28 protein-coding genes are annotated in these 26283 nt (G+C 59.6%); 16 read left to right on the top strand and 12 right to left on the bottom strand.

All coding sequences use genetic code 11. From position 1 onward, the window contains the following. The first annotated feature begins 135 nt into the window (after window positions 1-135). Together M516_RS0102240 and M516_RS0102230 are read left to right on the top strand one after the other, a co-directional pair. A complete protein-coding gene (locus tag M516_RS0102240; RefSeq protein WP_029097683.1) occupies window positions 136-1404 on the top strand; it encodes a cation:dicarboxylate symporter family transporter in 1269 nt (422 codons plus the stop codon). 241 nt (window positions 1405-1645) lie between these two features. Then, entirely contained in the window at window positions 1646-2602 is a 957-nt protein-coding gene (locus M516_RS0102230) for a Gfo/Idh/MocA family protein (RefSeq protein WP_029097682.1), read from the top strand. 92 nt (window positions 2603-2694) lie between these two features. Here M516_RS0102230 and M516_RS0102225 read toward each other — a convergent pair whose 3' ends face one another. Beyond that, window positions 2695-3141 carry a hypothetical protein gene (locus M516_RS0102225; protein ID WP_029097681.1) on the bottom strand — a complete coding sequence of 149 codons (447 nt, stop codon included), beginning with the start codon at window positions 3139-3141 and terminating at the stop codon, window positions 2695-2697. Between the two features lie 290 nt (window positions 3142-3431). Between M516_RS0102225 and M516_RS0102220 the strand changes: the two genes are divergently transcribed. The 4 genes from M516_RS0102220 (at window position 3432) to M516_RS0102205 (ending at window position 5387) form a co-directional block, all read left to right on the top strand. Further along, complete coding sequence (locus tag M516_RS0102220; protein ID WP_029097680.1) at window positions 3432-4073, top strand: LysE family translocator; 642 nt, start codon at window positions 3432-3434, stop codon at window positions 4071-4073. Window positions 4074-4355: 282 nt separating this feature from the next. Then, window positions 4356-4538, top strand: coding sequence for an NUDIX hydrolase (locus M516_RS26380; RefSeq protein ID WP_029097679.1), 183 nt, complete (start codon window positions 4356-4358; stop codon window positions 4536-4538). 121 nt (window positions 4539-4659) lie between these two features. Further along, entirely contained in the window at window positions 4660-4830 is a 171-nt protein-coding gene (locus M516_RS25390; RefSeq protein ID WP_176703351.1) for a hypothetical protein, read from the top strand. A gap of 110 nt (window positions 4831-4940) precedes the next feature. Further along, window positions 4941-5387 (top strand): PilZ domain-containing protein, encoded by a 447-nt coding sequence (locus tag M516_RS0102205; RefSeq protein ID WP_035288582.1) that lies wholly within the window; start codon window positions 4941-4943, stop codon window positions 5385-5387. Between the two features lie 56 nt (window positions 5388-5443). Here M516_RS0102205 and gerQ read toward each other — a convergent pair whose 3' ends face one another. From gerQ to M516_RS0102190, 3 genes are all read right to left on the bottom strand, one after another. Beyond that, the gene (gerQ, locus tag M516_RS0102200; RefSeq protein WP_029097677.1) at window positions 5444-5869 is read right to left on the bottom strand and encodes a spore coat protein GerQ; all 426 of its coding nucleotides are present in this window, start codon (window positions 5867-5869) and stop codon (window positions 5444-5446) included. 15 nt (window positions 5870-5884) lie between these two features. Continuing rightward, window positions 5885-6307 (bottom strand): cell wall hydrolase, encoded by a 423-nt coding sequence (locus M516_RS0102195; protein WP_029097676.1) that lies wholly within the window; start codon window positions 6305-6307, stop codon window positions 5885-5887. A 164-nt stretch (window positions 6308-6471) separates the two neighbouring features. Next, a complete protein-coding gene (locus M516_RS0102190) occupies window positions 6472-7035 on the bottom strand; it encodes a YqaA family protein (protein WP_029097675.1) in 564 nt (187 codons plus the stop codon). A gap of 316 nt (window positions 7036-7351) precedes the next feature. On the opposite strand from M516_RS0102190, the gene M516_RS24225 reads away from it, so the two are divergent. The 5 genes from M516_RS24225 to thrS all read left to right on the top strand — a co-directional run bounded on the left by M516_RS24225 (window position 7352) and on the right by thrS (window position 13139). Beyond that, a complete protein-coding gene (locus M516_RS24225) occupies window positions 7352-8308 on the top strand; it encodes a spore coat protein (RefSeq protein ID WP_051188066.1) in 957 nt (318 codons plus the stop codon). A gap of 76 nt (window positions 8309-8384) precedes the next feature. Next, the gene (locus M516_RS0102180; RefSeq protein WP_029097674.1) at window positions 8385-8603 is read left to right on the top strand and encodes a hypothetical protein; all 219 of its coding nucleotides are present in this window, start codon (window positions 8385-8387) and stop codon (window positions 8601-8603) included. An 83-nt stretch (window positions 8604-8686) separates the two neighbouring features. Then, window positions 8687-9793 carry a cyclic dehypoxanthinyl futalosine synthase gene (gene mqnC / locus M516_RS0102175; protein ID WP_029097673.1) on the top strand — a complete coding sequence of 369 codons (1107 nt, stop codon included), beginning with the start codon at window positions 8687-8689 and terminating at the stop codon, window positions 9791-9793. 143 nt (window positions 9794-9936) lie between these two features. Beyond that, on the top strand, window positions 9937-10857 hold the full coding sequence (gene ytxC / locus M516_RS0102170; RefSeq protein WP_029097672.1) for a putative sporulation protein YtxC: 921 nt from the start codon (window positions 9937-9939) through the stop codon (window positions 10855-10857). Between the two features lie 368 nt (window positions 10858-11225). Continuing rightward, window positions 11226-13139, top strand: coding sequence for a threonine--tRNA ligase (gene thrS, locus M516_RS0102165; protein WP_029097671.1), 1914 nt, complete (start codon window positions 11226-11228; stop codon window positions 13137-13139). A gap of 59 nt (window positions 13140-13198) precedes the next feature. On the opposite strand, the gene M516_RS0102160 is transcribed toward thrS, so the two are convergent. From M516_RS0102160 to M516_RS0102140, 5 genes are read right to left on the bottom strand one after another with little or no spacing between them, the layout of a single operon-like run. Then, complete coding sequence (locus M516_RS0102160) at window positions 13199-14233, bottom strand: ThiF family adenylyltransferase (RefSeq protein WP_029097670.1); 1035 nt, start codon at window positions 14231-14233, stop codon at window positions 13199-13201. A gap of 21 nt (window positions 14234-14254) precedes the next feature. Next, on the bottom strand, window positions 14255-14995 hold the full coding sequence (locus M516_RS0102155) for an ABC transporter ATP-binding protein (protein ID WP_029097669.1): 741 nt from the start codon (window positions 14993-14995) through the stop codon (window positions 14255-14257). Window positions 14996-14999: 4 nt separating this feature from the next. After that, window positions 15000-15662: an ABC transporter permease gene (locus M516_RS0102150; protein WP_029097668.1), complete on the bottom strand. Its 663-nt coding sequence runs from the start codon at window positions 15660-15662 to the stop codon at window positions 15000-15002. Window positions 15663-15673: 11 nt separating this feature from the next. Further along, a complete protein-coding gene (locus M516_RS0102145; RefSeq protein WP_029097667.1) occupies window positions 15674-16558 on the bottom strand; it encodes an ABC transporter substrate-binding protein in 885 nt (294 codons plus the stop codon). Window positions 16559-16589: 31 nt separating this feature from the next. After that, entirely contained in the window at window positions 16590-17522 is a 933-nt protein-coding gene (locus M516_RS0102140; RefSeq protein WP_029097666.1) for a substrate-binding domain-containing protein, read from the bottom strand. A gap of 231 nt (window positions 17523-17753) precedes the next feature. On the opposite strand from M516_RS0102140, the gene M516_RS0102135 reads away from it, so the two are divergent. Then, entirely contained in the window at window positions 17754-19562 is a 1809-nt protein-coding gene (locus M516_RS0102135) for an aldehyde ferredoxin oxidoreductase family protein (RefSeq protein WP_029097665.1), read from the top strand. 196 nt (window positions 19563-19758) lie between these two features. Here the strand turns inward: M516_RS0102135 and M516_RS0102130 are convergent, their stop codons facing one another. Further along, entirely contained in the window at window positions 19759-20034 is a 276-nt protein-coding gene (locus M516_RS0102130) for a MoaD-like domain-containing protein (RefSeq protein WP_029097664.1), read from the bottom strand. Between the two features lies 1 nt (window position 20035). Beyond that, window positions 20036-20311 carry a ubiquitin-like small modifier protein 1 gene (locus M516_RS0102125; protein WP_029097663.1) on the bottom strand — a complete coding sequence of 92 codons (276 nt, stop codon included), beginning with the start codon at window positions 20309-20311 and terminating at the stop codon, window positions 20036-20038. 83 nt (window positions 20312-20394) lie between these two features. Between M516_RS0102125 and M516_RS0102120 the strand changes: the two genes are divergently transcribed. Genes M516_RS0102120 through moaA form a run of 3 tightly spaced genes read left to right on the top strand, consistent with a single transcriptional unit; the run spans window position 20395 to window position 24663 of the window. Beyond that, window positions 20395-21627, top strand: coding sequence for a molybdopterin molybdotransferase MoeA (locus M516_RS0102120; RefSeq protein ID WP_029097662.1), 1233 nt, complete (start codon window positions 20395-20397; stop codon window positions 21625-21627). 45 nt (window positions 21628-21672) lie between these two features. Next, the gene (locus M516_RS0102115; RefSeq protein WP_029097661.1) at window positions 21673-23595 is read left to right on the top strand and encodes a molybdopterin biosynthesis protein; all 1923 of its coding nucleotides are present in this window, start codon (window positions 21673-21675) and stop codon (window positions 23593-23595) included. Between the two features lie 48 nt (window positions 23596-23643). Continuing rightward, complete coding sequence (gene moaA / locus M516_RS0102110; protein ID WP_029097660.1) at window positions 23644-24663, top strand: GTP 3',8-cyclase MoaA; 1020 nt, start codon at window positions 23644-23646, stop codon at window positions 24661-24663. 61 nt (window positions 24664-24724) lie between these two features. On the opposite strand, the gene M516_RS0102105 is transcribed toward moaA, so the two are convergent. Beyond that, the gene (locus M516_RS0102105; protein WP_029097659.1) at window positions 24725-25420 is read right to left on the bottom strand and encodes a molybdenum cofactor biosynthesis protein; all 696 of its coding nucleotides are present in this window, start codon (window positions 25418-25420) and stop codon (window positions 24725-24727) included. Between the two features lie 331 nt (window positions 25421-25751). Between M516_RS0102105 and infC the strand changes: the two genes are divergently transcribed. Beyond that, on the top strand, window positions 25752-26279 hold the full coding sequence (infC, locus tag M516_RS0102100) for a translation initiation factor IF-3 (RefSeq protein WP_081656421.1): 528 nt from the start codon (window positions 25752-25754) through the stop codon (window positions 26277-26279). Window positions 26280-26283: the final 4 nt, after the last annotated feature.

Raw genomic sequence — 26283 nt, 5'->3', positions numbered from 1 at the left:
AGAAGGAATCTTTTCACATTGAGCCGGTCGAGACGTGTCTGGTAAGATAGGTGTGGATAATCGACAAAATTCGACAATTATTTGTCGATTTTTTGTGCGATATAGATTATAACGAAAGGATAGCGAGGTGTCAGGATGAAACGTTATGGACTGGCCATTCAAATTGTCATTGGTCTTTTACTCGGTATTCTTGTGGGCGCCCTGTTCTACGGGAATCCTGCAGTGGAAACCTACCTGCAGCCGATTGGCGATGTGTTTATCCGCCTGATCAAAATGATCGTCGTGCCGATCGTCATCGCCACCCTGATCGTGGGGGTAGCCGGCGTGGGCGACGTGAAGAAGCTGGGGAAAATCGGCGGGAAGACGATTCTGTATTTTGAAATCGTTACCACGATTGCCATTATTGTCGGTCTGCTGGCAGCCAACCTGTTCCAGCCGGGTGTCGGGGTGGACATGTCCCAATTGACCAAGACCGATATCCACAAGTACGTGGAAACGGCCGAAACCTCCCAGAGCCACGGCTTTATTGAGACTTTTGTCAACATCGTACCGAAAAACGTCTTCGAGGCAATCGTCAAAGGGGACATGCTGGCCATCATCTTCTTCTCCGTCCTGTTTGGGCTCGGGGTAGCGGCGGCCGGAGAGAGAGGAAAGCCGGTGCTGAATTTCTTCCAGGGCGTGGCCGACGCCATGTTCTGGGTGGTAAACGCGATCATGAAATTTGCGCCGTTCGGCGTATTCGCCCTGATCGGCGTAACCGTTTCCAAGTTTGGTCTCTCGTCGCTGGTCCCGCTGGGGAAACTGATGATTCTCGTGCACGCCACGATGCTCTTCTTCGTGGTTGCGGTGCTGGGTGTGATCGCCCGCATGAGCAGCATCTCCATCTTCACCCTGATCAAAATCCTGAAGGACGAACTGCTGCTGGCATACTCCACGGCCAGCTCCGAGACGGTTCTCCCGAAGATCATGGAAAAGATGGAACGCCTCGGCTGTCCGAAGGCGATCACCTCTTTCGTGATCCCGACTGGGTATTCGTTCAACCTGGACGGCTCCACGCTGTACCAGGCGCTGGCGGCCCTGTTCATCGCCCAGATGTACGGGATCGACATGCCGATCAGCGCGCAGATTACCCTGGTGCTGGTCTTGATGGTCACCTCCAAAGGGATCGCCGGCGTTCCCGGTGTCTCCTTTGTAGTACTGCTCGCCACCCTTGGTTCGGTGGGCATCCCGCTTGAAGGACTGGCCTTTATCGCCGGGATTGACCGTCTGCTGGACATGGCCCGCACGGTGGTCAACGTCATCGGCAACTCGCTGGCTGCTGTCGTCATCTCCCGCTGGGAAGGGCAGTTTGACCAGAACAAAGCAAAAGAGTATATCCGTGAAACCACGACACAAGTGGCGTAACGCGTTACACGCCTCCTGCAGAATGCCTTCTGCGGGGGGCTTTTTTGTTGTGTCGGCACCTCCGGGAAACCTGCCCGAAGGCGGAGGATGTTGCAGCGGATGCTCTTCGTTCGGGCCAGCCGCTCGGAAAACGTTTCGCGGCCGGCGATGCTCCAGCAGGAATGCAGCCGTCATCTGCCGAAGGGGTAGGGACGAATGGGTTGGCAGTCTGCAGCAGACCCAGCATGCGAGGAGGAAGAACATGAAAACAGACAAGTACAGCGTCGGCGTGATCGGCGCCGGCGTCATGGGAGAGCGCATGATGAACGCCCTCTGTTCACACGAGCGGTTTTGCCTGACAACCGTCGCGGACGTCTCCCCCGACCGGGCAAAAGAAGCGGCACGACACGCGGGAGGAGCTTCGTGGCACACCGATCACCGCGAACTGCTGGCCCGGGAAGGGCTGGATCTGGTGTATCTCGCCGTTCCCCCCAAGTTCCATCATCCGATCGCGCTGGACGTGCTGGCGTCGGGCCGGCATCTCCTGTGCGAAAAGCCGCTCGCCAACACGACGAAGGAGGCGGAGGAGATGCTGCGGGCGGCAAGGGCGGCCGGGGTGATCCACGCCATGCACTTTCCGCTCTACTACCGCCCCGTGTATGCCGAGCTGAAACGGCGGCTTGAGGCGCTGGGCACCATCAGGCGGATCGACATCGTCACCCATTTTCACCAGTGGCCCCGTCCGTGGCAGCAGACGGCGTGGCTCTCCGGCCGCGAACAGGGCGGATTCATCCGGGAAGTCCTGCCGCACTTTCTCCATCTCACGCAATCGCTGTTTGGGCGGCTGCGGGTCGTCCGTTCCGACGTGGAATACCCCGCCGACCCGCTGGCCTGCGAGGTGGGCGTGAGCGCCCTGCTGCAGGTGGAAGACGGGACGCCGGTGACGATCAACGGGTTGAGCGGGATTGCCCGCCAGGAGCATTTGTCGTACACCGTCTACGGGACGGAAGGCACCCTCTCCGTGGTCAACTGGGGCACGCTCCTGGCAGGCGGTCGAGGCGAGCCCCTTGCCGAAGTGCCCCTCCCTGATGAAAATCGGCTGCATCAACTGCTGGACGAGCTGGCCGCCGCCCTGGATGGCCGCGAAGCCAGACTGATCGGATTTGAGACGGGGGTGGAGGTGCAAAACGTGCTGGACGCCCTGCTGGATTTGTCATAAGACGCCGCACCCGAATGTCCGGGAGGGTCCCCGGCTGCAGGAAAAGAGCACTTCCGTTCCGGAAGTGCTCGCTTTATTTCGACGCGGAGGCGTCACGGCCGGGCCAAAGCGATGGTGATCGCCACCTCGTCCGTGTCCGGCCGCCGTTCCGTTTCGATGATTTGCCAATTGGGGGAGATCGTCGAGCGGAGCCACTCGACGTCCGCCTGTTTCAGCCTGATTCGCTCCAGATAATCTTCATGAACCGCGTAGTCGCGCTCTGCCTGCTGCTGAAACTTCAGGGAGAGCAGGGTTTTGATTCCGTTGAACGTGGAAAATTTGATCTGATAGCCGTCGCGGACGGCCCGCTCAAACAGGTCCCATTGGCTTTGGGACAGATCGAGAAGATGCGCGAAATCAAAGCGGCCGTCTTCGATTTGTTGGAACGGGCGGATATCTCCGCTTTTGAACCGGTCAATGATCTCCTGATCCTCTGTCCCGTGCGCGCGCAGTACCTCAAGCAAAATCGCTTCCCACTGTGACAGTTTGACGTGTGCCATGATAACAGCCTCCTTTTGTGCGGCGTGTCCGATGCCTCTCTTCTCCTTGTTCACCAATCGGCCCGATCATTCCTGCCTGATGACGAACGGATCGGCGGGGCGAAAAGAGCGGCGCGGCAAAGAGCGGAGCGGCGACTACCGCTTCCGGCCGGCGCGGCCCTTGGGCTGGATGCGGACCTGGACGCTGCCGGGGACGTGTTCGGGATGGCCGAACAGACTCGACACCCTTTTCATTTTATGTCAGAATATTGTCAGTTTAGCTGACTTGAAAGGGGGAGAGGGATCTTTCGATGAGTTGGTTTGTATCCGGGTTTTTCCTGTCGCTTTCCCTCTGCCTGGATCTGGGGATTGTCAACGTCGCAATTTTGCGGGCCGGTGTTCAGCGGGGAATGCTTCCGTCCTTTCTGATCGGAGCCGGTTCCAGCTTCGGCGATCTCTTCTACGCGCTGCTGTCCATGGCAGGCATGTCGCTGTTGATGAGCAATCTCTATGTCCGCTGGGGGTTGTGGCTCGGCGGGACGGTTATCCTCCTCTCGATGGCCTGGAGCATGATCAGGGAGTTTCGCCGTCCGAAAATGATTGATCTGGACGAGCGGAGCGGACAAGAACCGGAACACCGCCAAGGCTGGAAGGATTTCACCTGGGGATTGGGGCTTGCGCTCGCTTCGCCCTCGGCCATTCTCTGGTTCGCCACGGTCGGCGGAAGCGTGATCGCGGCCTCCCAGGGCCATTCAGCCAGTTCGCTGTTGTTGTTCTTTTCCGGATTTTTCACGGCTTCCGTCCTCTGGTCGCTGTTTATGGCAGGGGTGTCCAGTCAGGGAGGAAAATGGCTGGGACCGCGCCTGGTTCGCGGGTTCTCCCTCTTGTCCGCGCTGCTCTTCCTGTTTTTTGCGGGCAAGGTGTTCCTGGACGGCTGCCGTACGCTGTTGTAAGGGCGAGACAAGTCTGAGCGAAAACGGGTGAGAAAACGTGAACGACGAAATGCTTGACATCTATGACGAATCGGGCCAGCACACCGGAGCGGCCCCGCGCGGCGAGGTCCACCGCTGCGGACACTGGCACAGGACGTTTCACTGCTGGATTTATCGCCGGGACGGCATCCGGCAAAGGACACCTCGCCCGACAAGCTGGACATTACTTCCGCCGGCCACCTGCTCGCCGGTGAAGAGCCGCGGGACGGGGTCCGTGAACTGGAAGAAGAACTGGGCCTGTCTGTGCCGTACGAGCGGCTAAATCCCATCGGCGCGGTCAGGGACGTATCCGTCGAGCCGGGAATTGTCGACAAGGAACTGTGCCACGTCTACGCGTACGAGTGCAATCAGCCGCTGGAGCGCTACCGGATTCAACAGGAGCCGGGGCCGGTTCGGCACCGGCTGGGAAGGCCCAACAAGGCTTGATTTTTCCCTGCGTATGACCTATAACGAATCATGTAGGAAATGGTGCCAAACAGGATCGCTTCCGGGCATCATCTGTGCTGCCCTCCCATATAGTGGTACTAAATGGGAGGAGGAATGCAGCGTGTGGGCTTCGTTATACGTCTTCTTCTTTTTCATGCTCATTGTGTGGGGCGTGGTGGAACTCCTCTTGCGGTTGATCCGTCGCGATTCGATCATACACGACAAGAGCCAGTTGTGGGAAAAGTTTCCGCTTACGCTGCAGGACATGCACTACCCGACAAAGAAAAAGTAAAGAAGCGCCGGCTCATCGGCGCTCTTTTCCTGTACGTCGGCAGAGGATGTCTGACATGATCGCTTTCATACCGCCAAGCAGGGGTGAACGTCGTGGATCGCTGCGTCACTATGCAACAACGGGAATATTTCCGTCTGAAACTGGACCCGCCTCTGTGCGCGGACATGACCATCGTCATGATCAAAGGAAAGACGCTGGAAGTCGGCAGCACCAAAGTGCTGATTGAAGACATCAGCGGCGGCGGGCTTCGCTTTCTGACCCACCTGAAGCTGCCCGTCCACGATCAGCTCGTCCTGCAGTTTGACACGGAAGTGTTTTCGCAGTGCCTGCAGATGTACGGACACATCGTGCGCAGCGCACAGTGGGACGTCGGGATCAACGAGTACGCGGTCAAATTGACGATGGAAGAAGCGGTGCACCGGGAAATCAACCGGGTGGTCAATCGCTTGGCCATCCGCCTGAGGCAGAAAGGGGCGCTGCCCGACGGTTCGTTTTTGCAGGGGGACAGAAGGGAGTACCTGACCGCAATCCGCTTGATGGAGGAGCAGTGGATGTGAACACGCCAAAACCTCATCCCAGGCGGATGAGGTTTTTGGTCGGACGGTCCACCTATTTACCGAGCGGTGGGCGGCAGCGCCGGCGGCACGTAGTTCAGCTCTTCGTCCGTTGTGATGTAGTCCGTGTTGACCATCAGCAGCAGATAGCGTCTGCCCGTTTGCGGATCGCTGAGGATGATGTGATCGCGTCCCGCGGCTTCCAGGCGGCCCCGGAAGATTTTGGCGTTCCATTGGGTGTTGTTCTCGAACGTTTGGTAGACGGTGATTACTTTGCCCAGATTCAAGCGGAGGATGTTCTCGATGTAGGACTCCTCTACGAACTGCCCCGGCGCCAACGGCGTTCCGGGGATGAAGGACCCGCTGGGCGGCATCGGCATCGGCATCACCTGCTGCTGCTGTGCCGTCGGATACGGATAAGACGGCGACGCATACGGATCGACATACGGATTCGCATAAGGCGGGTAAGGAAATTGCTGGCTCATGATGACCTCTCTCCTTTAGTAAACTCGTGGACAATCTTGCGGGGTAGGTACAAAGAAGCAGTGCGCTTTGAAGCGTCCTGCATTTCGTTGATTATACCACTGGGGCGGACAGTTTCCGGCCGGCCGGAAGAACCACAGCGCGTTTGAGGCAGGGTGCTGCCGTTCGCCGTTGATGTTGCGTCTGGCCAATCGCCTTTCCTTGTCCCGGGCGCGCTGGTAAAAGTACGGCTTTTGCACCGCTTCGAAGCCGCCAGGCGATTGGAACACCATCTGGCTCATCGTGCGGATGCCGCGAAAGTCAAGGCAGTTGGCGAGGATGCGGTTGACGCCGACGTTGCCGACCATCAGCATGCCCAGGACCCCTTCGCCTTCTGCTTCGGCGCGCATCAGTCTTGCCAGCATGTCTACATCCCTGCTGTTCGCTCTGATTACGGCCATTGCTTCACCTCCTCCGAAACTCACACTTACAATATACGGACGGCGCGCCGGTAGGTGAATGTCCCGCCATTTTTTTGTCGGCGCTGCCATGCCCCGTAGCAAAAAGACGCGCCTCGCAGCAGCTCTGCGAGGCGCGTCTTGCTTTTCACGCCGGGTAGCGGCGGTTACGCCGATTTTTTCCGCTTTTTCCAAATTAGCCAGACAATGGCCACCAGGGCGCCGATTCCGAGCACGGTTACCTCCAGGTAGTTGTCCAGCAGCACCTTGGCATGTTTGCCGTAGAGGTGGAACAACAACCCGATGAGGAAAAACTTGATGCCGCGTCCCAGGATGGCAAACAGCATCAGCTTCGTCAGCGAGTAGTTGAACACGCCGCTCAAAATGGTAAAGACTTTGAACGGAATGGGCGTAAACGAACCGATCAATACGGCGGCATCGCCATTCTTGGCAAATTGCTCCGTCGCCATCGCCGTCCACTTCTCGGGAAGCAGCTTTTGCAAGAGCGGTTTGCCCAGCCATTTGCCCAGCATGTAGCCCACCGGCGCCCCGAGGATGGAACCGGTAAACGCGACGGTGGCGTACCGCATGGCGGAAGCGGGATCGATCAGGCTCATCCCGATTTGCAGAAAAAAGGGCGGGACAGGCACGATAAACGAGTCCAGAAAGGCGAGGCCAAACAATCCCCATATGCCGTACTGCATAAAGATGTGCGTAATTTGTTCGAGCATGAGCGTCTCCTTCAGGAGGTTTTCCTCGTCTGTCGCTTTGAGAAGAACCAGCTTCTGCGAAAGGACTTCATCCGGCGTTTTTCTTCATTATACAGGAAACAGAAGGGTTTCTGTAGTTATATCCTATGACAGGCTCTCTCCAGACAGAATGATTTTTGGTGCGGTGCAGCCATGCTTTTCCGACAAGGTATTACGTGGCTGAAGCCGAAAGGTTACCCTCCATTTTCCAGATACCTTTGTGTTTTTCTCGTGCGCTTCTATCCGCTGGCCGTTTCGGACATACTGTTAGGGATTTGGAAAAAAGGAGGAAACCGTCATGATGCAACCTCATCCGTACGGAGCACATGAAGTGATGGAACTGCATGAGGCGCTCACCTGCGCGATCGACGCGCTGAACACGATGCAGTTGTACACTCCCTATATCCGCGACCCGGAACTGGCCCAGCTTGTCAGCTACCAGATGCAGTTCATGCAAAACGAATACAACAGCATGGTACATACGGTACACGGGCTGGGAGCGGGCGACAGCCTGCCGTACCGGCCCAGCACGCAGGCGTGGCGGACGCAGGCCCCGCCATCGTCCGCCGCGGCCCAACCGCCAGCGGCTCCACAGCAGGCCGCTTCTCACCAGCCCAATGCCCACCCGGATCAGATGGACGATCACGATGTGGCGTCAGCCGTGCTCGGCCTGCACAAGGCGGGGGCCAAAGCGAAAATGGCCGCGGCGCTGGAGGCGGCCCATCCGCACCTGCGCGGCATGCTCTTGCAAGGGGCGGTCAACTGCGCCCAGCAGGCCTACGACGTGTGGCGGTACATGCAGCGGAAGGGCTACTATCCGCTGGCGACGCTGCGGGAGGAGACGAGCGCCCAACTGCTGCGCGGCTATCAGCCGGCAGCCGTGGACGGACAGATGGCGATGTCCGAGCAGGTTCCGCCCTTCGCGTCCGTCCAGCCGCAGACCCGGCCGGCCGTCGACAGCGTGCTGACGAATGCGGTCGATCCCGGAGTGGCCGCCGTGCAGCAGACGCCGCCGCCGTCGTCCCTGCATGCCGGCGGAGCGGCGGGCCAGCCGGTCAATGCCAGCCAGATATTTTCCTCCTCCGCCTATCGTCAGGAGCATGCCGGCGTACCGGCAGGCGAAACGGCGATGATCGCCGGACAGGACGCCGCGATGACGGCGGATCTGACGGGAGAAATGTCCCGTGAAACGGAGGAGCGGCAGGCAAAAAGGCGCAAAAAGGATACGCCTCCCGATTCGTCGGTTGGTCAATAAGTTCCAGATCGGACGTTGACGATGGGAAAGATTGTCTACTACTATAGAGGTACAGTCCATACAACGGGAGGTACCGATGAAAACGCTGGGATCGGGGAAAGTCATCTACTATGCACCGGATGGGACAACCCTGGAGCTGAAAGGGGAAATAGACGTCCGCGGGGACCGTGTGGCCGTCACGGAGATTATCTATTTTAATGGAAAGCCAAACGGCGCGCGGGAGATGAATCTGCCGCTCGCCCAGTCGGTCATTTACTGGGAACCGGAAGTGTACGAGGAAATCGGCTTCGAATAGAGTTGACGCAACCTTGCCAATAGGCAGGGTTGCTTTTTTGTGTTACCATGAATCGTGGACGCAGTGTAGAAGGAGTGATCCTTTTGATCGATAAGATTTTGGAGCGGGCGCTCGCCGGTGAACGCCTCGGCCTGGAAGACGGCCTCGCCCTGTTTGCGAGCGACGAGATTGAAAAAATGGGCCACTACGCCGACCTGGTCATGAAGAAGTGGCATCCGGAGCCGATCACCACGTTTGTCATCGGGCGCAATATCAACTACACCAACGTGTGCGACACCTACTGCCGGTTCTGTGCCTTTTACCGGCCGCCGGGTTCCAAGGAAGGGTACGTGCTGCCCAACGAAGTGATCTACCAAAAAATTCAGGAGACGGTGGACGTGGGCGGTACGGAAATCCTGATGCAGGGCGGCACCAACCCGGACCTGCCGTTTGAGTACTACCTGGATCTGCTGCGAAACATCAAAAAGCGCTTCCCGCAGATCACGATGCACTCGTTTTCCACCGCGGAAGTGCAAAAAATGGCGCAGGTGTCCGGCCTGCCTGTGGAAGAAGTGCTGAGGCAGTTGAAGGAAGCCGGCCTCGACTCGCTGCCGGGAGCGGGCGGCGAGATCCTGGACGACCGCACGCGGCGCAAGATTTCCCGCCTGAAGGGTTCCTGGAAAGAGTGGATCGAGACGCAAAAGGCGGCCCACCGCGTCGGCCTGCCGGGTACGGCGACGATGGTGATCGGCTTTGGCGAGGAGATGGAAGAACGCGTGCTCTCGCTGATGCGCATCCGCGAGGCGCAGGACGAGACCAAGGGCTTCACGGCCTTTATCGTCTGGACGTTCCAGCCGGAAAACACCAACATGAAGGCGGTCAACAACACCCCGGAGGAATACCTGAAGACGCTGGCGATCAGCCGCCTGATGCTGGACAACATCGCGAACTTCCAGTCGTCCTGGGTGACGATGGGACCGGAGATCGGCAAGCTGTCGCTCTCTTACGGATGCAACGACTTCGGCTCGACCATGATGGAGGAGAACGTCGTTTCCGCCGCCGCATGCACCTACAAGGTGAACACCAACCTGATCCTGCAGCTCATCCGCGAGGCGGGCAAAATCCCCGCGCAGCGCAATACGCGCTACGAAATCCTGCGCGTCTTCCGCGAAGGGGAGATGGCGGAGCGCGACTTTGTCATGCAGAATTGACCGATCGGACAAAAAAACACGGAGCCGCAACGGCTTCGTGTTTTTTTGCGCAAGCGAGCCTTCCCCCTGTTTCCATCCGTTTAAAAGTATATCGCCCCAGTCGGGACATATACTGTAACTACACTGCGGATGGGGGGATGGATATGCAGAGTTTTGCCGTGTGGCTGGAAAATGTCCCTGCGCATTGTGACGCCTTTCGCTCCATCGTGACCGAGCTGAAGGAGCGGGTCAACACGGAGCCGGTGCGCATTACATACAGGGAACGGGAGCAGGGCGAGTACCGCTTGTTCCACTTTCGAAGCTGGTCCGCCGAGGAGTACAACGCGGAGACGATCGAGTGGGCCCGGGCGTTTGTTTCCCTGGCGGTGGCCGAATGGGTCCTCCGGGTCAAGGAGCCGGAAGTGCTGGAGGAGATCGCCGCTGACCTGCTGGAAGCGGAAGCGCTGGAAGAGGAGTGGCCGTTCATCCTTCCCTATGTGCAGCGGATCTGTCAAGACCAGGAAGAAGGCGGCACGGACCTGCTCCAGGCTACTGCCCGCAAGGCGGCCGTCTACCGCAAAGTGTTCGCCTTTCTGGAAGAGGAGCGGGAGCTGAATGTGCTCGGCTTCGTCCGCTTCCGTCTGCAGGAGCATTGGAACGAACTGTTTGAACTGGTGGAAACCGGTCTGGACGATTATCTGGAAGACAAGCAGTACCAGGAATTTGTCGATCTGCTGCGGTATTTTATCGCCGCGCAGGAGACCAAACAGGAAGTGGTTCACGTCGTTCCTAGTGTGGACAAACCGTTCTTCCTCTATGACAAGCACGGCCAACGGCTGCGGCTGGAACAGCTCGATGCCGTCTTCAGCATCGGCGAGCAGAACAGCCGCGAAGAGGACTACCTGGTGAGCGCGCTGGTGACGCTCGCTCCGGAGCGCGTCGTGCTGCATCTGGTACAGGACAGGCCCGCCTTGATCCAGGCGATCCACAGCATCTTTGACGGAAAGGTGATGACGTGCCATTCCTGTCCGCTTTGCCTGGCGGGCAGACGCGCACTTGACGGACACAAGCCAACTCCACTATAATGACAGACAACAACTACAGATGTGTTGAAATACGATGAGAAGGACATGGACGATATCCACGTCGCTCCAGAGAGGCGGGCCGCTGGCTGGAAGCCCGCTGCGGACGCGTATCGCTCCACCCCCTTCGAGTAGCGGCCGGGAACGAAGCCACGCGCTTCCAGTATCGGCTCGCCGGGCATACCGTTATGGCAAGGAAGGATTCGGCTTTCGTCCGCATGGAGGATGGGTCGGGAGGACGTCCCGACGGCAATTGCTCCGGCCGAATCAAATGAGGGTGGTACCACGGGTAAGAAACACTCGTCCCTTTGGGGATGGGTGTTTTTATTTTTTCCAATCCCATTATTTTATGCAGAAAGGACGTATGGATCGTGGCACAAGTCAACATTACGTTTCCGGATGGGGCCGTACGCCAATACGAATCCGGCATCACCATCGAGGACATCGCGGGCTCCATCAGCGCGAGCCTGAAGAAAAAGGCCGTCGCCGGCAAGCTGAACGGAAAGGTGGTGGATTTGTACACGCCGGTGCAGGAAGACGCAGCGATCGAGATCGTGACGCTGGACAGCCCGGAAGGCTTGGAAGTGTACCGCCACAGCACCGCCCACCTGCTGGCGCAGGCCGTCAAGCGCCTCTACGGGAAAGAGGTGAAGCTGGGGATCGGTCCCGTCATTGAAGACGGCTTCTATTACGACATGGACATCCCGGTAACGCTCACCCCCGACGATCTGGGCAAAATTGAAGCCGAGATGGAAAAGATCATCAAGGAAGACCTGCCGATTCGCCGCAAGGTGGTCAGCCGCGAAGAAGCGATTCACATCTTTCAGGGAATCAACGACCATCTGAAACTGGAGCTGATCCGCGACCTGCCGGAAGACGCCGTGATCACCATCTACGAGCAGGGCGAGTTCTTTGACCTGTGCCGCGGGCCGCACCTGCCGTCCACCGGCTACATCAAGGCGTTCAAGCTGATGAGCGTGGCCGGCGCGTACTGGCGCGGCAAAGCGGAAAACCAGGTGCTGCAGCGCGTCTACGGCACCGCGTGGCCGAAAAAGGCGGAGCTGGACGAATACCTGCACTTCATCGAAGAGGCGAAAAAGCGCGACCACCGCAAGCTGGGCAAAGAGCTGGAGCTGTTCATGTTCTCCGAAGAGGCGCCGGGCATGCCGTTCTACCTGCCGAAGGGCTTTACCGTCCGCAACGAGCTGGAGCAGTTCTCCCGCCGCCTGCAGCAGTTGGCCCACTACACCGAGGTGCGCACGCCGTTCATCATGAACCAGCGCCTCTGGCTGCAATCCGGCCACTGGGACCACTACCACGAGAACATGTACTTCTCCGAGGTGGACAACACCACCTACGCGCTGAAGCCGATGAACTGTCCGGGCCACATGCTGATTTACAAAAACAAGATCCACTCCTACCGCGACCTGCCGATCCGCTACTCCGAGTTCGGCCAGGTGCACCGCCACGAGTTTTCCGGTGCGCTGAACGGGATGCTGCGGGTACGGACGTTCTGCCAGGACGACGCGCACGTCTTCGTTCGTCCGGATCAGATCGAGAGTGAGATCAAAAGCATGATTCAGTTGATCGACAGCATCTACAAGGTGTTCGGCTTCGAGTACAGCGTGGCGCTCTCCACCCGTCCGGAGGATTCGATGGGCTCCGACGAACTGTGGGAGATCGCGGAAAGCTCGCTGAAAAAAGTGCTGGAGGAATCCGGCATGCCGTACGAGATCAAGGAAGGGGACGGCGCGTTCTACGGACCGAAGATCGACTTCCAGATCACGGACGCGCTGAAACGGCGCCATCAGTGCGGCACCATCCAGCTTGACTTCCAGATGCCGGAGAAGTTTGACCTGTCCTACATTGGCCAGGACAACGAGAAGCACCGTCCGGTCGTGCTGCACCGCGCCATGTACGGTTCCATGGAGCGCTTCATCGGCATCCTGATCGAGCACTACGCGGGCGCATTCCCGACCTGGCTGTCGCCGGTTCAGGTGCGTCTAATGACGATCAGCGACGCACACGTGCCGTACGCCGAAGAGGTAAAAGCGAAAATGGAACAGGCCGGCATCCGCGTGGAACTGGACGCCCGCAACGAAAAAATCGGCTACAAAATCCGCGAGGCCCAGGTGCAAAAGATCCCGTACATGCTGGTCATCGGGGAAAAAGAAGTGGCGGAGGGCACCCTGTCCGTCCGCAAACGCGGCGTAGGCGACGAAGGGGCGCTTCCGGTGGATGCGTTCATCGCCAAAATCAAACAGGAAATCAGCGACATGAAATAAGCTGAATCAAAAGGGCCGCTCCCGGTTGGGGGCGGCCCTTTTCTCGCATAGTGGGGACTCTAATGTCCCACATATTTGGCATACAACGTGCGGGCGGTCGTGATCTCCGAGGTCCCCTGTACGAGCACACGGCCGTCGCGGAAGAAGACGAGTGTGCAGCCGTCGACGTGGAAGCGCAGGAGAAACGGATTTTGTTCCACCCGGCCCAATGGCTGGAACCGCTTCGCGAGCAGCGCAAAATCAACGGGGCGGGGGTGCAGGGGGCTGATCTGTACCGCATCCCTGCCGCAGAGGGTGGTAAACGCTTCCGTTTCTCCGCCGATCTGCAGATAGTCGAAACGGTTCATGACGCAGGCGGGGCAGGCGGGATTCCTGCCGCCCGCCACGTTCATCTGCAGGTGTTCGTTCTGCCAGATATCCCACTGCTCCAGATGCGGGTTCAAGTCGTCCGTGGCGCCGAGCAGCAGTTTCAGCGCTTCCGCGGCCTGGTACGAGGCGACGATGTGCACGATCGGGCCGATCACGCCGACCGTGTCGCAGGTTTCGCCCCGGCCTTCCGGAGCGTGGGGAAAGAGACAGCGAAAACAGGGCGTGATCCCGGGACGAACGACCGCGAACATCCCGCGCGCACTGACCGCTCCGCCGTACACCCAGGGGATGCGGTGCTTCACCGCCACGTCGTTGATCAGATAGCGGACGTGAAAGTTGTCCGACCCGTCCAGAATCACGTCGGCGTCCGCGAGGTAGGTTTCCGCATTACCGGCGTGCAGGTCGGCCACGATTCCCTCGATCGCAACACCGGAGTTGATCCGCCGCAGCTTGTGTTCCGCTGCCACCGCTTTCGGCAGATGCTGCCGCGCATCCTCCTCGTCGTACAGCATCTGCCGCTGCAGATTGCTTTCCTCGACGAAATCCCGGTCAATCAGCCGCACGTGACCGACGCCTGCCCGCACCAGGTGGTTGGCCAGGACCGTCCCCAGCGCGCCCATCCCGACGATCGCCGCCTTTTTCTGCAGCAGCCGCTCCTGTCCCGTTTCGCCGATCGGCGCGAACAGCACTTGTCTGGAATAACGCTGTCGGTGCTCGTGTTTCATGGGAAGCTCCTTTCTCATCACTCAGCAGATCATCCGCCCGGAAATGAAGTCCTGCAGTTCCCGACACGCCGCTCCGGAAAATACGGCCGCCGTTTCGCCGCACTCGACGATCCGCCCCTGGTGGATGAACAGGCACGCGTGCGTCAGACGCCTGGCCTGCGCCAGATTGTGGGTGACGATCAGGATCGTCGTTCGCCTGGTCTGGTGAATCGTTTGAATGACGCGTTCAAAAATGGCAATGTTGTGCGGATCGAGGCTGGCCGTCGGCTCGTCCAAAAGCAGCAGCGGCGGTTCGTACACCAGCGCTCGGGCGAGGGCAATCCGCTGCGCTTCCCCGCCGGAGAGCGTGTCAGCCCGCTGGCCGGCCGCGTGCTCCAGGTCTACCAGCTTCAGCGCTGCGAGGACACGCGGGCGGATCGCCGCCCGATCCTCGCCGCGGTAGCGCAGCCCCATCGCCACGTTGTCGAACACGGATGCGTGGAACATGGCCGGTTTCTGCGCCACGAAGCCCATTTGCCGCTGAATCGGCAGCCCTTTGGCATGGGTGAGGGCGGCCAGGTCGACATCCGTGCCGAACACGTGCATGCTGCCCTGGGCCGGCCGCTCCAGCAGGTTGATCACCCTGAGCAGGGTGCTTTTCCCGGCCCCGCTCGGCCCGATAATGCCGTAGATCTTCCCCTGCTCGAACCGGACGCTGTCCACGCGCAGAATCGTTTTTCCCTCATGGCGGACCACCAGATCCCGCAGTTCCAGTATGTTCATGCTCTCATCTCCGCTTGGCTTTCCATTGGTTCAGCGCTCCCACCATCAGGAAGCTGTTAAACAGGAAGCTGACCGCCAACAGGACCAGCCCCAACTGCAGCGCGGCCGGGAAGTTGCCCATCCGCGTCTCCAGTATGATCGCCGTGGTCATCACGCGGGTGTGGTGTTCAATGTTGCCGCCGACCAGCATCACCGCGCCCACTTCGGAAATCGCCCTGCCGTAGGCCGCCGCTGCGCCCGACCAGATGCCTGTGCGCGCTTCCCTGACGATCGTTGCGATCAACTGGATGGGACTGGCGCCCAGACTTTTGGCGGTTTCTCGGTAGGCACGCTCCTTTTCCTGTACGGCCGACATGGTCAGTCCGGCCAGAATCGGCGTTACCAGGGCCACCTGCGCGATAACCATCGCCTGCGGCGTGAACAGCAGGCTGAGCGATCCGAGAGGGCCGTACCGGGAGAGCAGCAGGTAGACGATCACGCCGACCAGCACCGGGGGAAGTCCCATGCAGGTGTAGACGAGCACGACGATCAGCCGTTTCCCCGGAAAGGAATAGAGCCCCAGGAAGGCGCCGAAGGGGATGCCGATCAGCATCCCGATGGCGATTGCCGTTGTCGTCACTTTCAGGGAGAGCCAGATGATCTCCCATACGTCCGGCGGGAACAGCATGGCATGTGCTCCTATCGCTTTTTCGCGGCCGGAACGAACAGACTCTTGCCGTACGTGTCCTTGCCGAACTGGCCGATCAGTTTCTGCCCGTCATCGCCGACGAAAAATTGGATGAGCTGCATGGCTGCATCCGGTTTGGCCGTCGCTTTTACCTGGATGATGCCGTACGGGTTCAGCAGGGATTTGTCCCCCTGCATCAAGACCTGCAGGTTCAGCTTGCGGGACAGAAACGTCGCCTCGTCCGTCAGGGTGTACGCCTGTTTTTCGTCGGCCATCTGCAGGGTGGCGCCCATCCCCTGTCCGGACGAGAGGTACCAGGTGCCGTCGGGGTTGATCCCGGCTTCCTTCCAGATGCTTTTCTCCTTCTTGTCGGTGCCGGAATCGTCGCCGCGCGAGATGAACAGCGCCTGTTTTTCGGCGATGCGGGCGAACGCGTCCGCTGCCGTTTTCGCTGACGTGACGCCGGCGGGATCGCCAGCCGGCCCGACGATGAGGAACTGGTTGTACATTACGTCGTAGGCGTTGACGCCGAATCCTTTGGAGACGAATGCGTCTTCCGCACTCCGCGAGTGGACCAGGAGCACGTCGGCGTTGCCGTCTTCCCCCAGTTTGATCGCCTGTCCGGTTCCCACCGCGACCACTTTTACCTTGATGCCCGATTTGGCCTCGAAAGCGGGGATGAGCACGTCAAGCAGGCCGGAATCCTGGGTGCTGGTCGTGGTCGCCAGGACGATCTCGTTGTCCGCCGGAGCGGACTGCGGCTGTTTCGCCGCCGTCTCTGTCGAAGACGCTTGCTGCGGCGCTGCGGCCGGCTGGGCGGGAGCGGCCGAACAGGCGGCGAGGAAAAGGATGAGCATGGACATGAGCAGGGGGGTAATGATGCGAATGGGCTTCATGATTTCCAACTCCTTTGCGATCAGGGAATCGTCAGAACAATCGGTCAATGGTTTGGCCGGTCCGGGAAACATCGCAGCCGCCCTGGGCCGCCACCGCTTGTTTGAAGGGGGGGTCCCGCAGAACCTCCAGCAGGATTTGAAAGCGTTCCTGTCGGAGGAGCGGAGCGGGAATCACCAGATCGTACCGTTCCTCCTGCACGGGGAAGAAATCAAGCGGAAGACCCCGGACAACGCTCTCGATCCCCAAGGCGACGTCCGCCTCTCCGCGCAAAACGGCGGATGCGGCCGCACAGTGGGTCGTCACTTCATGATCGTATCCGGGAACGCTGGCGGGAGAGACGCCCAACTGCTGCAGGTGGAAGTCGAGCAGTACACGCGTTCCGGACCCGCGCTGCCGGTTGACGATCCGATGCCGGCCGGAGAAGAATTCCTCCCAGCAGGTGATCATCCGCGGGTTGTGTTTGGGCACGATGAATCCCTGCCAGCGTCCGGCCAGGTTGATCACCGCCACCCCTTCATGGGGCATGAGACAGCGGATGTACGACAGATTGTACGCTCCCGTCGACCTGTCCAAGAGGTGGCATCCGGCCATGTCGACGCGTCCTTTGTACAGTTCGATCAATCCGTCCAAACTCCCGGAAAACGCCGGCAAGAGGGTAATCCCCCGATTGGCCAGCATCCGGGTCAAGAGATCGATGGCGGGATCGTGGCTGCCGGCGAAGTAAATGTCATTCGTCCGCGGACTGTTCCGGCGATCGGCGGCGGGAGCGAACGGCGGCGCCGCCTGCGCATCCCGCGGGCTGTGCCCGTGCAGGAAAGCGTCCAGGTCGGGGCGCGAGATTCTCAGTGCCCGTCCGATTTTGTAGGCGGGCAAATCGCCGCGTTTGATCATTTCATAGACCGTATACCTGGAGAGCTTCAGTTCTTCTGCCACCTCTTCCGGGGTCAGATACGCGTGTCTCATACCATCCCCTCTTGCGTTTTGGTTTGGTTGGTTCCCGTTTGTTTTCGTTTGGTTGGTTTGGATTGGTATAAAATTACCATACTGCACGGATCGGTGCTTGGCAACAGGAAGTGTCGAAAAATTATCAATCTTGCAGTTTTTCAGAGGAGTGCGGGAGGGAAAATCGGCATACAGGTCGAACTAGGAGCATATTGTATGAGATCCTTGTGGAAGAAAAGGGGGAAGCAACCAATGGCCTTGGGTGGGTTCAAAAACCGGGAAATGCTGGTCGACCTTTCTTCGGGCACTGTCGATTATCGGGAAATCAATGAAGAGCTGGCGAAGAAGTACGTCGGCGGACGCGGGCTGGGGGTCAAGTACGTGTTCGACAACGGTCCGGACGTAGAACCGTTTTCGGAAGAGAACATCCTTTGCCTGATGACGGGCCCGGTCACCGGTTCCCGTTCGGCGATGAGCGGCCGCTTGTGCATGGTGACCAAGTCTCCGCTGACCGGGACCGTCACGGATTCGCACATGGGCGGCTGGTCGGCTGCGCGGCTGAAATGGGCCGGCATCGACAACGTGATCTTCAGGGGCAAAAGCGACAAACCGGTCTATCTGTACGTGGAAAACGGCCAGGGAGAACTGCGCGACGCCAGCGATCTGTGGGGCAAGGGCACCCGCGCGACGGTAAAAGCGATGCAGGAGCGCTACGGCAAGGAGAACCTGAGCGTCATCTGCATCGGGCAGGCGGGCGAAAATCTGGTGCGTTTCGCCGGGTTCATCAATGAGAACGACCGCGCGGCCGGACGCGGAGGCACGGGGGCGGTCGCCGGTTACAAAAAATTGAAGGCGATCGTCATCAAGGCTGCGCAAAAAGGGAACATGCCGCAACCGGCACGGGATGAGGAGTACAAAGAGGCCAACCAGAAGGCGCTGAAGGCGATCATGGAAGGCGGCTTGACGGCGCCGAAAAAAGGCGGCCTCTCCGTCTACGGAACCAACGTGCTGACGAGCATCATCAACGAGGTGGGCGCGCTGCCGACGATGAACTCCAAGTACACGCATTGGGACGGGGCGGAAGGGCACAGCGGCGAAACGGTCAACGCCACGCTGCTGGTCGCGGACAACACCTGTCACGCCTGTCCGGTCGCCTGCAAAAAGGAAGTGGAAGTAAAGGACGGAAAGTACAAGACCCGCGTGGAAAGCTTCGAGTATGAGTCGGGCTGGGCGCTTGGCGCGAACTGCGGGCTGAGCGACGCCGCTCCGATCTCCTATCTGATCAACCTCTGCAACGAATACGGCATGGACACCATCGAGCTGGGCAACACGCTTTCCTGTATGATGGAAGCGGCGGAGCGCGGCTTGATCGAAGAAAAGGCGGACTGGGGCGACGCCGACCGCATGATCGAACTGACAGAGATGCTCGTCTTCCGCAGAGGAATCGGCGATGTGCTGGCCGAGGGGACGGCCCGGGCCGCGAAACAATTCGGCGACGAAAATCTGGCGATGTGCGTTAAAGGCCAGGCGATTCCCGCGTACGACCCGCGCGGCATCCAGGGGATCGGCCTCGGCTACGCAACCAGCAACCGCGGCGCCTGCCACCTGCGCGGCTACACGGTGGCGAGTGAAATCGCCGGCATCCCGATGCCGACCGACCGTCTGAAACCGGAAGGAAAAGGGGAACTGCTGAAAGTGTTCCAGGACCTGCTCGCCTTCTCCGACTCGATGAACATCTGCAAATTCTCCTCCTTCTCGGAAAACGCAGAGCACTATGCGGAGCAGTATTCCGCGATGACCGGCATTCCGGTGACGGCGGACGACGTCATGAAGATCGGGGAGCGGATTTACAACCTGGAGCGCTATTACAACAACCTGGCCGGCTTCAACAAGCGCGAGGACGACTACCTGCCGAAGCGCTTCACCGAAGAGCCCGCCACCGGCAACAGCGCAGGCCATGTCAGCCGCATGGACGTGATGCTGGATGAGTATTACCGGGTGCGCGGCTGGGTGGACGGCGTTGTGCCGGAAAGCAAGCTGAAGGAACTGGAGATTGTGTGAATCCATGCGCAGGACAACATGATCCATGCCGATCCGCCAAAAAAAGGTGGAACGCGTCTTCCACCTTCAAAGCTAGGGGCCCAGCCGATTCCGGTTAGGGCCCCGCTTGGCACAGCGTTCGCTATCGCCGATCAGGTGAGGCTTTCGCCCGACGGCTGGGTTGTGTTACCCACCGCGCGGGGGACCGTTTTCCGGCCTACCCGCCTACCCGCATGACCTTGATGCGGAAGCGGTCCATCAGGCGTTTCAGCGTGTGATCGTCGTCGGCATGGAAGCGGATGAACACGGCGTTGACGTGAAAGCGGGAGGTGATCCGAACGGATTCCTCCCGCAGCACCTCCGCCTGCCAGCCTTGCCCCCGAACGGTGATCGGCAGCGTTTCATCCGGCGGCGGGTCGCCTCCGCATTCGACCAGATAGGCAACCAGATGGGACAGAGGGATGCCGCGCAGCTCGAGAACGTGTTCGGCCATCTCAGCCTCCTGCCACCGGCGGGAACAGCGCAAACTGGTCTTCTTCCCGCACGCGGGTCTCCAGTCCGTCCGCATGGATGATGTTGCACCCGTTGATGAAGACGTGGACAAACGGTTTGAGTGTTCGCTCCGATGTGAACACTTCCTCTTCCAGCGCAGGATACATCCGAATCAGGCTTTCCAGAATATCGATTACCCGGCTGCCGTTGTCCGCAGGCACTTCCACCGTTTTGGCCTGGCAGATCTCGCGGAAATTGGCGAATACCTTTACTTTCATCCAGGACATTTCTCCCTTTTCGTTTTACCCTTTATTATAATGAATTTTTCGACGAATCCAAACAACCATCCATGGAGGCGCTGATGAAGTTCTTAAATGTGAAAACCGTGACCGAGACGTTGGCCGTGATTGCAGAAGAGTTCCGCCCTGTCCGGCTTCCGGTGAAGGTGCCGCTGGCTGAGGCGCTGGGGATGGTGCTGGCGGAAGACGTGATTTCCGGGGAACAGGTGCCCCACTTTGCCCGTTCGACGGTGGACGGATACGCCGTCAGGGCCAAGGATACGTTTGGCGCTTCCGATTCGCTTCCCGCGTTTCTCACGATTACCGGACAGATTGACATGGGCCGGGCCGCAGACCTGTACCTGCACGAAGGACAGGCCCAGGCCATTCCGACCGGCGGGATGCTTCCCGATGGGGCAGACAGCGTGGTCATGATGGAGCACGTGGAGGAAGTGGGGGATTTGCTCAACGTGTACCGGCAGGTGGCTCCGGGCGAAAATGTCGTTCGCGCCGGCGACGACGTGGAGATCGGAGAGACGGTCATGGCGGCGGGGCACCGCTTGCGCCCGCAGGATCTGGGCGTGCTTGCCGCCATCGGCAGAACCAGCGTCAGGGTGTACCCGCGTCCGATCGTCGGCATCCTGTCCACCGGTGACGAGGTGGTTCCCGCCGACAAACGGGAACTCGCTCCCGGCGAGGTACGCGACATCAACAGCGTGACCGTCGGCGCGGCAGCCAGACAGCACGGAGCGGACGTGATTTTCGGTGGCATTGTCAAGGACGACTGCGACGCGTTCCTGGCAAAAGCCGAGGAATTGTACCGGCAGGTGGATTTCCTCATCCTGTCCGGCGGCAGTTCCGTCGGGACGCGCGACTTTACCGTGCAGGTGATGCAGTCGCTGGGAGAACCGGGGGTGTTGGTGCACGGGGTCTCCATCAAGCCGGGGAAGCCGACGATTCTGGCCAGGGCCGGGGAGAAGCCGCTGCTCGGGCTGCCCGGCCACCCGGTGTCCGCGCTGATCATTTTCCATCTGTTCGCGGTGCCGATCCTTCACCGCCTGCAGGGGATGCGCCCGTCAGCGTCTGACAAGCGGCTGCCCGCCCGCATCTCCCGCAACATCCCCTCTGCGGTGGGGCGTTCCGATTACGTCCGGGTCAAACTGGAAGAGCGCAGCGACGGGTTGTGGGCCGTGCCGGTGTTTGGCAAATCGGGCCTGATTTCCACGCTGGCAAAAAGCGACGGCATGGTGGAGATCGCGGCGAACAAAGAAGGGATCCTGGAAGGCGAAGTCGTCAGCGTTTACGTGTTTCCCTAACCGCGGGTCGATGGAAAACCCACGAGTGATGACAGGAGGAGAACCATGCGCAAGATCTACTTGGAAGATACGCCGCTCCAGGAAGCGCAAGAGCAGCTAGTGAAACGAGTACGCTTTTCGCCGGAAGTGGAGGTCATCCCGACGTCGCAGGCGCTGGGCCGTGTCACCGCGCAGCCGATCTACGCGAACGTGTCGATGCCGAACTACCATGCCTCGGCCATGGACGGCATCGCGGTGAAGGCGGAAAAAACGTATGGCGCCGACGAGCAGCATCCCGTCAGATTGAAGCGGGGAGAGGATTATGTCGTGGTGGACACCGGCGATCCCATCCCGGACGGGTATGACGCCGTCATCATGATTGAGAATATCCACCAGATCGACGAAGAGACCGTCGAGATTCTGGAACCGGCCGCTCCCTGGCAGCACATTCGGCCGATCGGCGAAGATGTCGTCGTCGGGGAGGTGATTGTTCCCGACCGGTACAAGCTGCGCCCGGTTGACCTGGGAGCGCTCCTGGCCGGCGGCAACGTGACCGTACCCGTGCTGCGCAAACCGCGGGTGGCGATCATCCCGACCGGAACCGAGCTGATACCGCCCGCCGAGCATGTGACCGAAGGGGAAATCATCGAGTTCAACGGAACGGTTTTTGCCGCGTATCTGCAGGAATGGGGGGCGGAACCGGTGTATTGCGGCATTGTTCCGGACGACTACGGCTTGATCAAGGAAGCCGTGCAGGCGGCCGTGCGGGATGCAGACATCGTGCTGGTGAACGCCGGCTCCTCGGCCGGACGGGAGGACTTCACCGTCCATGTGCTGGAAGAACTGGGCGAAGTGCTGACGCATGGCGTGGCGACCCGCCCCGGAAAGCCGGTGGTGGTCGGCATCGTCGAGGGAAAACCGGTCATCGGGCTGCCCGGCTACCCGGTGTCCGCCTACTTGAATCTGGAATGGTTTGCCCGGCTGCTGGTCCATCATTACTATGGCCTTACCGAACCGCAGCGTCAGCGGATCAAGGCGACGGTTGGGCGGCGGATCGTCTCCGTCATGGGGGCGGAGGATTTCATTCGCGTGACGATCGGCTGCATCGACGGGCAGTATATCGCCAATCCGCTGACCCGCTCCGCAGGCGTCACCATGTCGATGGTGCGCGCCGACGGTCTTTTGCGCATCCCGCCCGGTCACCTCGGGTACGAGCAGGGCGAGATCGCGGAAGTGGAGCTGTACCGCCCGCTGGAGCAGATTCACAACACGATCGTGGCGACCGGCAGTCACGACCTGTCGATGGACGTACTCCATTCTCTCGTGCGCAAAGCCAATCCCCGCCGCTTCCTCGTCTCGTCCCATGTGGGCAGCATGGGCGGCATTCTCGCCATCCAGAAAGGGGAGGCGCACATCGCGGGCGTTCACCTGTTTGACGAAGCGACCGGCAGCTACAATCTGCCGTTTGTAGAAAAATATTTGCGCAGCCGCGACGTGGTTTTGGTACAGTTGGTGTATCGCCAGCAAGGATGGATCGTACGACAGGGCAATCCGCTCCGGATCGGGACCGTACGCGATCTGGCCCGTCCTGGCATAACCTATATCAACCGCCAGCGGGGCGCCGGAACGCGGCTTTTGTTCGATTACCTGCTGAAACAGGAAGGGATTGACCGGGAGCAGATCTACGGCTACTCGCGGGAAGCGGTCTCCCATTTGAGCGTGGCCGCTGCCGTTGCCGGAGGGACGGCCGATGTCGGCCTCGGCATCTACTCGGCGGCGACGGCGATGGGCCTTGATTTTATTCCGGTGGCGGAGGAGCGCTACGACCTGTTGATGAGCGGGGCGTTTTACCGGAGCAGCGAAGGGCAGGAACTGCTGGAATGCATCCGGTCCCCGGAGTTTGCCCGCCAGGTGGAAGCGCTGGGCGGGTACAGCTGCCGCGATGCGGGAAGGATCGTGTATGCACCCCGTTCATCGTCCCGCGCTTGATCTTTGGCAGGCCGCAGGTCTAGTATGGAAGCAGGAGAGTGATCAGAAATGCCTGAACAAGTGTTGGATTCACGAAAACGTCCTCTCCGAGATTTGCGTATTTCCGTGACGGACAAGTGCAATTTTCGCTGTCGATACTGCATGCCTGCCGAAATTTTCGGCCCGGATTACCCGTTTTTGCCGCAGCACAAGCTGCTGACGTTCGAAGAGATCACGCGTCTGATCTGCATCTTCACGTCGCTCGGGGTGGAAAAAATCCGCATCACCGGCGGTGAGCCGCTGATGCGAAACAACCTGCCCGATCTGATCAGGATGATTCGCCAGGTGGAAGGCGTGCGCGACATCGCCATGACCACCAACGGTTCGCTTCTGGCCAAACATGCCAAGGCACTGAAGGAGGCGGGATTGGACAGGGTGACCGTCAGCCTGGACAGCCTGGATGACGAGCGGTTCGGCTGGATCAACGGCAGAGGATATCGGGTGCAGGACATCCTGCGCGGCATCGATGCGGCGGCAGAAGCCGGCCTTCTGGTCAAAATCAACATGGTGGTGCAGCGCGGCGTCAACGACCAGGACATTCTTCCGATGGCCCGTTATTTCCGCGAAAAAGGGCACATCCTGCGCTTTATCGAGTTCATGGATGTGGGCAACAGCAACGGCTGGAAACTGGATCAGGTGGTACCCTCCAGCGAGATTGTGCGGATGATCCACGCGGAGATGCCGCTTGTGCCGATCGAGCCCAATTACTTCGGAGAGGTGGCTTCGCGCTACCGGTATGCGGGTACGAATCAAGAGATCGGCTTGATCTCCTCCGTAACGCAGGCCTTCTGTTCCACCTGTACGCGCGCCCGGCTGTCGGCGGAAGGGAAAATGTACAACTGTCTGTTCGCTTCGTCCGGGGAAGATTTGCGCGGCCCGCTGCGGGAGGGAAAAAGCGACGAGGAGATTCGGGACATCATCCAATCGATCTGGGCCCGCCGCGACGACCGCTACTCGGAGGAGCGGTTGAAGCACACGCCGGGCCTGCCCAAACGGCCCAAAGTGGAGATGTCGCACATCGGCGGGTAAGCATGACAAAACGAGCGGTCCCCACTTCCGCATGCGCGGAGGGCGACCGCTTTTGCATTCGTCAGTCTTCGGGGCGGGAGAGCGGGTTCCACGGCCCCTGCTGGTGGCCTTTCCACTCGCTGCCGTCTTCCCAGATTTCCTTTTTCCAGATCGGCACGATTTGTTTCAGCCTCTCGATCGCATAGCGTCCCGCTTCGAACGATTCGCTGCGGTGCGGCGTGGCGACCGCGATGATCACGGCGATGTCCTCAATGGCGAGATCGCCGATGCGGTGGTGCATGGCCACTTCCGCCTGCGGCCAGCGCTGCTTGATTTCGTCGGCGATCTGCTTCATTTTTTGGATCGCCATCGGCACGTACGCTTCGTAGGTGAGCGAGACCGTTCGCTGGCCGTGTGTAAATTCTCGCACTGTTCCGACAAATGTGAGCACGGCGCCTGCCCGGGGGTTGGAGACCAGCCGGATGACGGCATCTGCTGACAAGGGCTGATCGGTGATGCGAAACCGTCCGTCTTCGCCGCCGCTGACCGGGGGCAGGATCGCGATTTCGTCGCCAGGGCCGATCGGCGTCTCGGCGTTCGCATACTCCTGGTTGACGGAAACGAAGCAGCGGGGAAGCAGGTCGGCCAACTCGGGATGCAGCCTGCCGACTTCCGCGAGCAGGGTATGTACGGTGGCCGGTTCCGGGAGAGGGACGAGCGCTTCATGCCGGTTGGCCCGTTCCGCAAGCGCGGCGAACAAGAGAACCTTTACATGCATCTGCATTCTCCTTTGCGTATGGGGGTATACCATGACAATATCACAAGAATGCTGTCCGGGACAGGGGGGCGGCCTGTCAACTGCGGCGCCGATTGTCATGAAATCCTTGACAAGATCGAATCTGCACGGTATGATTGATCCAGTGTAAAAACTTCATTCTTCGAGAAACAAGCAGAAGCGCCCAGCTTCTCACCTGGTTCGACGTCTTCACGACTGTTGACAGGTCACTCTTACGCAAAAGCAAACTGTGGATCTGTTGAATTTGCTAGGTGAGATATGTGCGGGCGCGTCAGCGTTCGCACATTTTTGTTCCTTCTCGAAATTGACGGAGGTGGCAAGTATTAGCAAGGATCAACTGTTAGTCAACGAAGCGATTCGTGCCCGTGAAGTCCGCTTGATCGGACCGGACGGAAACCAGTTGGGTGTCGTGCCCCTCAGGGAAGCGCTGCGCATTGCGCAGGAAGCCGATTTGGATCTGGTGAACGTCGCTCCTACAGCCAAGCCGCCTGTTTGCCGTATCATGGACTACGGCAAGTTCAAGTATGAGCAGGCAAAAAAGGAAAAGGAAGCGCGCCGCAACCAGAAGATCATCGAGCTGAAGGAAGTGCGCTTTTCTTCCAACATTGAGGAACACGATTTTCAAACGAAGCTTCGCAACGTCCGCAAGTTTTTGGAGGATCATCACAAGGTGAAGTGCTCCATCCGTTTCCGCGGACGTGAAATCACCCACTCCGAAATCGGTCAACAGGTCCTGGAGCGTGTCGCATCCCTTTGCGAGGACATCGCCGTCGCAGAGCGTAAGCCGAAGATCGAAGGGCGCAGCATGATCATGATTCTGGCGCCGAAATCGGATAAGTAAACAG

It is taken from the genome of Brevibacillus thermoruber 423, from assembly GCF_000454065.1.
Taxonomy (GTDB): Bacteria; Bacillota; Bacilli; order Brevibacillales; family Brevibacillaceae; genus Brevibacillus; species Brevibacillus thermoruber.
Note: the sequence above shows the minus strand (reverse complement) of the source record. Positions and strands in the feature narration are given on the sequence as shown.

What these genes read in the sequence shown, in the direction of transcription:
- M516_RS0102240 (WP_029097683.1), top strand. Translation starts at nt 136, where the DNA reads ATGAAACGTTATGGACTGGCCATTCAAATTGTCATTGGTCTTTTACTC.
- M516_RS0102230 (WP_029097682.1), top strand. Translation starts at nt 1,646, where the DNA reads ATGAAAACAGACAAGTACAGCGTCGGCGTGATCGGCGCCGGCGTCATG.
- M516_RS0102225 (WP_029097681.1), bottom strand. Translation starts at nt 3,141, where the DNA reads ATGGCACACGTCAAACTGTCACAGTGGGAAGCGATTTTGCTTGAGGTA.
- M516_RS0102220 (WP_029097680.1), top strand. Translation starts at nt 3,432, where the DNA reads ATGAGTTGGTTTGTATCCGGGTTTTTCCTGTCGCTTTCCCTCTGCCTG.
- M516_RS0102205 (WP_035288582.1), top strand. Translation starts at nt 4,941, where the DNA reads ATGCAACAACGGGAATATTTCCGTCTGAAACTGGACCCGCCTCTGTGC.
- gerQ (WP_029097677.1), bottom strand. Translation starts at nt 5,869, where the DNA reads ATGAGCCAGCAATTTCCTTACCCGCCTTATGCGAATCCGTATGTCGAT.
- M516_RS0102195 (WP_029097676.1), bottom strand. Translation starts at nt 6,307, where the DNA reads ATGGCCGTAATCAGAGCGAACAGCAGGGATGTAGACATGCTGGCAAGA.
- M516_RS0102190 (WP_029097675.1), bottom strand. Translation starts at nt 7,035, where the DNA reads ATGCTCGAACAAATTACGCACATCTTTATGCAGTACGGCATATGGGGA.
- M516_RS24225 (WP_051188066.1), top strand. Translation starts at nt 7,352, where the DNA reads ATGATGCAACCTCATCCGTACGGAGCACATGAAGTGATGGAACTGCAT.
- M516_RS0102180 (WP_029097674.1), top strand. Translation starts at nt 8,385, where the DNA reads ATGAAAACGCTGGGATCGGGGAAAGTCATCTACTATGCACCGGATGGG.
- ytxC (WP_029097672.1), top strand. Translation starts at nt 9,937, where the DNA reads ATGCAGAGTTTTGCCGTGTGGCTGGAAAATGTCCCTGCGCATTGTGAC.
- M516_RS0102160 (WP_029097670.1), bottom strand. Translation starts at nt 14,233, where the DNA reads ATGAAACACGAGCACCGACAGCGTTATTCCAGACAAGTGCTGTTCGCG.
- M516_RS0102155 (WP_029097669.1), bottom strand. Translation starts at nt 14,995, where the DNA reads ATGAACATACTGGAACTGCGGGATCTGGTGGTCCGCCATGAGGGAAAA.
- M516_RS0102150 (WP_029097668.1), bottom strand. Translation starts at nt 15,662, where the DNA reads ATGCTGTTCCCGCCGGACGTATGGGAGATCATCTGGCTCTCCCTGAAA.
- M516_RS0102145 (WP_029097667.1), bottom strand. Translation starts at nt 16,558, where the DNA reads ATGAAGCCCATTCGCATCATTACCCCCCTGCTCATGTCCATGCTCATC.
- M516_RS0102140 (WP_029097666.1), bottom strand. Translation starts at nt 17,522, where the DNA reads ATGAGACACGCGTATCTGACCCCGGAAGAGGTGGCAGAAGAACTGAAG.
- M516_RS0102135 (WP_029097665.1), top strand. Translation starts at nt 17,754, where the DNA reads ATGGCCTTGGGTGGGTTCAAAAACCGGGAAATGCTGGTCGACCTTTCT.
- M516_RS0102130 (WP_029097664.1), bottom strand. Translation starts at nt 20,034, where the DNA reads ATGGCCGAACACGTTCTCGAGCTGCGCGGCATCCCTCTGTCCCATCTG.
- M516_RS0102125 (WP_029097663.1), bottom strand. Translation starts at nt 20,311, where the DNA reads ATGAAAGTAAAGGTATTCGCCAATTTCCGCGAGATCTGCCAGGCCAAA.
- M516_RS0102120 (WP_029097662.1), top strand. Translation starts at nt 20,395, where the DNA reads ATGAAGTTCTTAAATGTGAAAACCGTGACCGAGACGTTGGCCGTGATT.
- M516_RS0102115 (WP_029097661.1), top strand. Translation starts at nt 21,673, where the DNA reads ATGCGCAAGATCTACTTGGAAGATACGCCGCTCCAGGAAGCGCAAGAG.
- moaA (WP_029097660.1), top strand. Translation starts at nt 23,644, where the DNA reads ATGCCTGAACAAGTGTTGGATTCACGAAAACGTCCTCTCCGAGATTTG.
- M516_RS0102105 (WP_029097659.1), bottom strand. Translation starts at nt 25,420, where the DNA reads ATGCATGTAAAGGTTCTCTTGTTCGCCGCGCTTGCGGAACGGGCCAAC.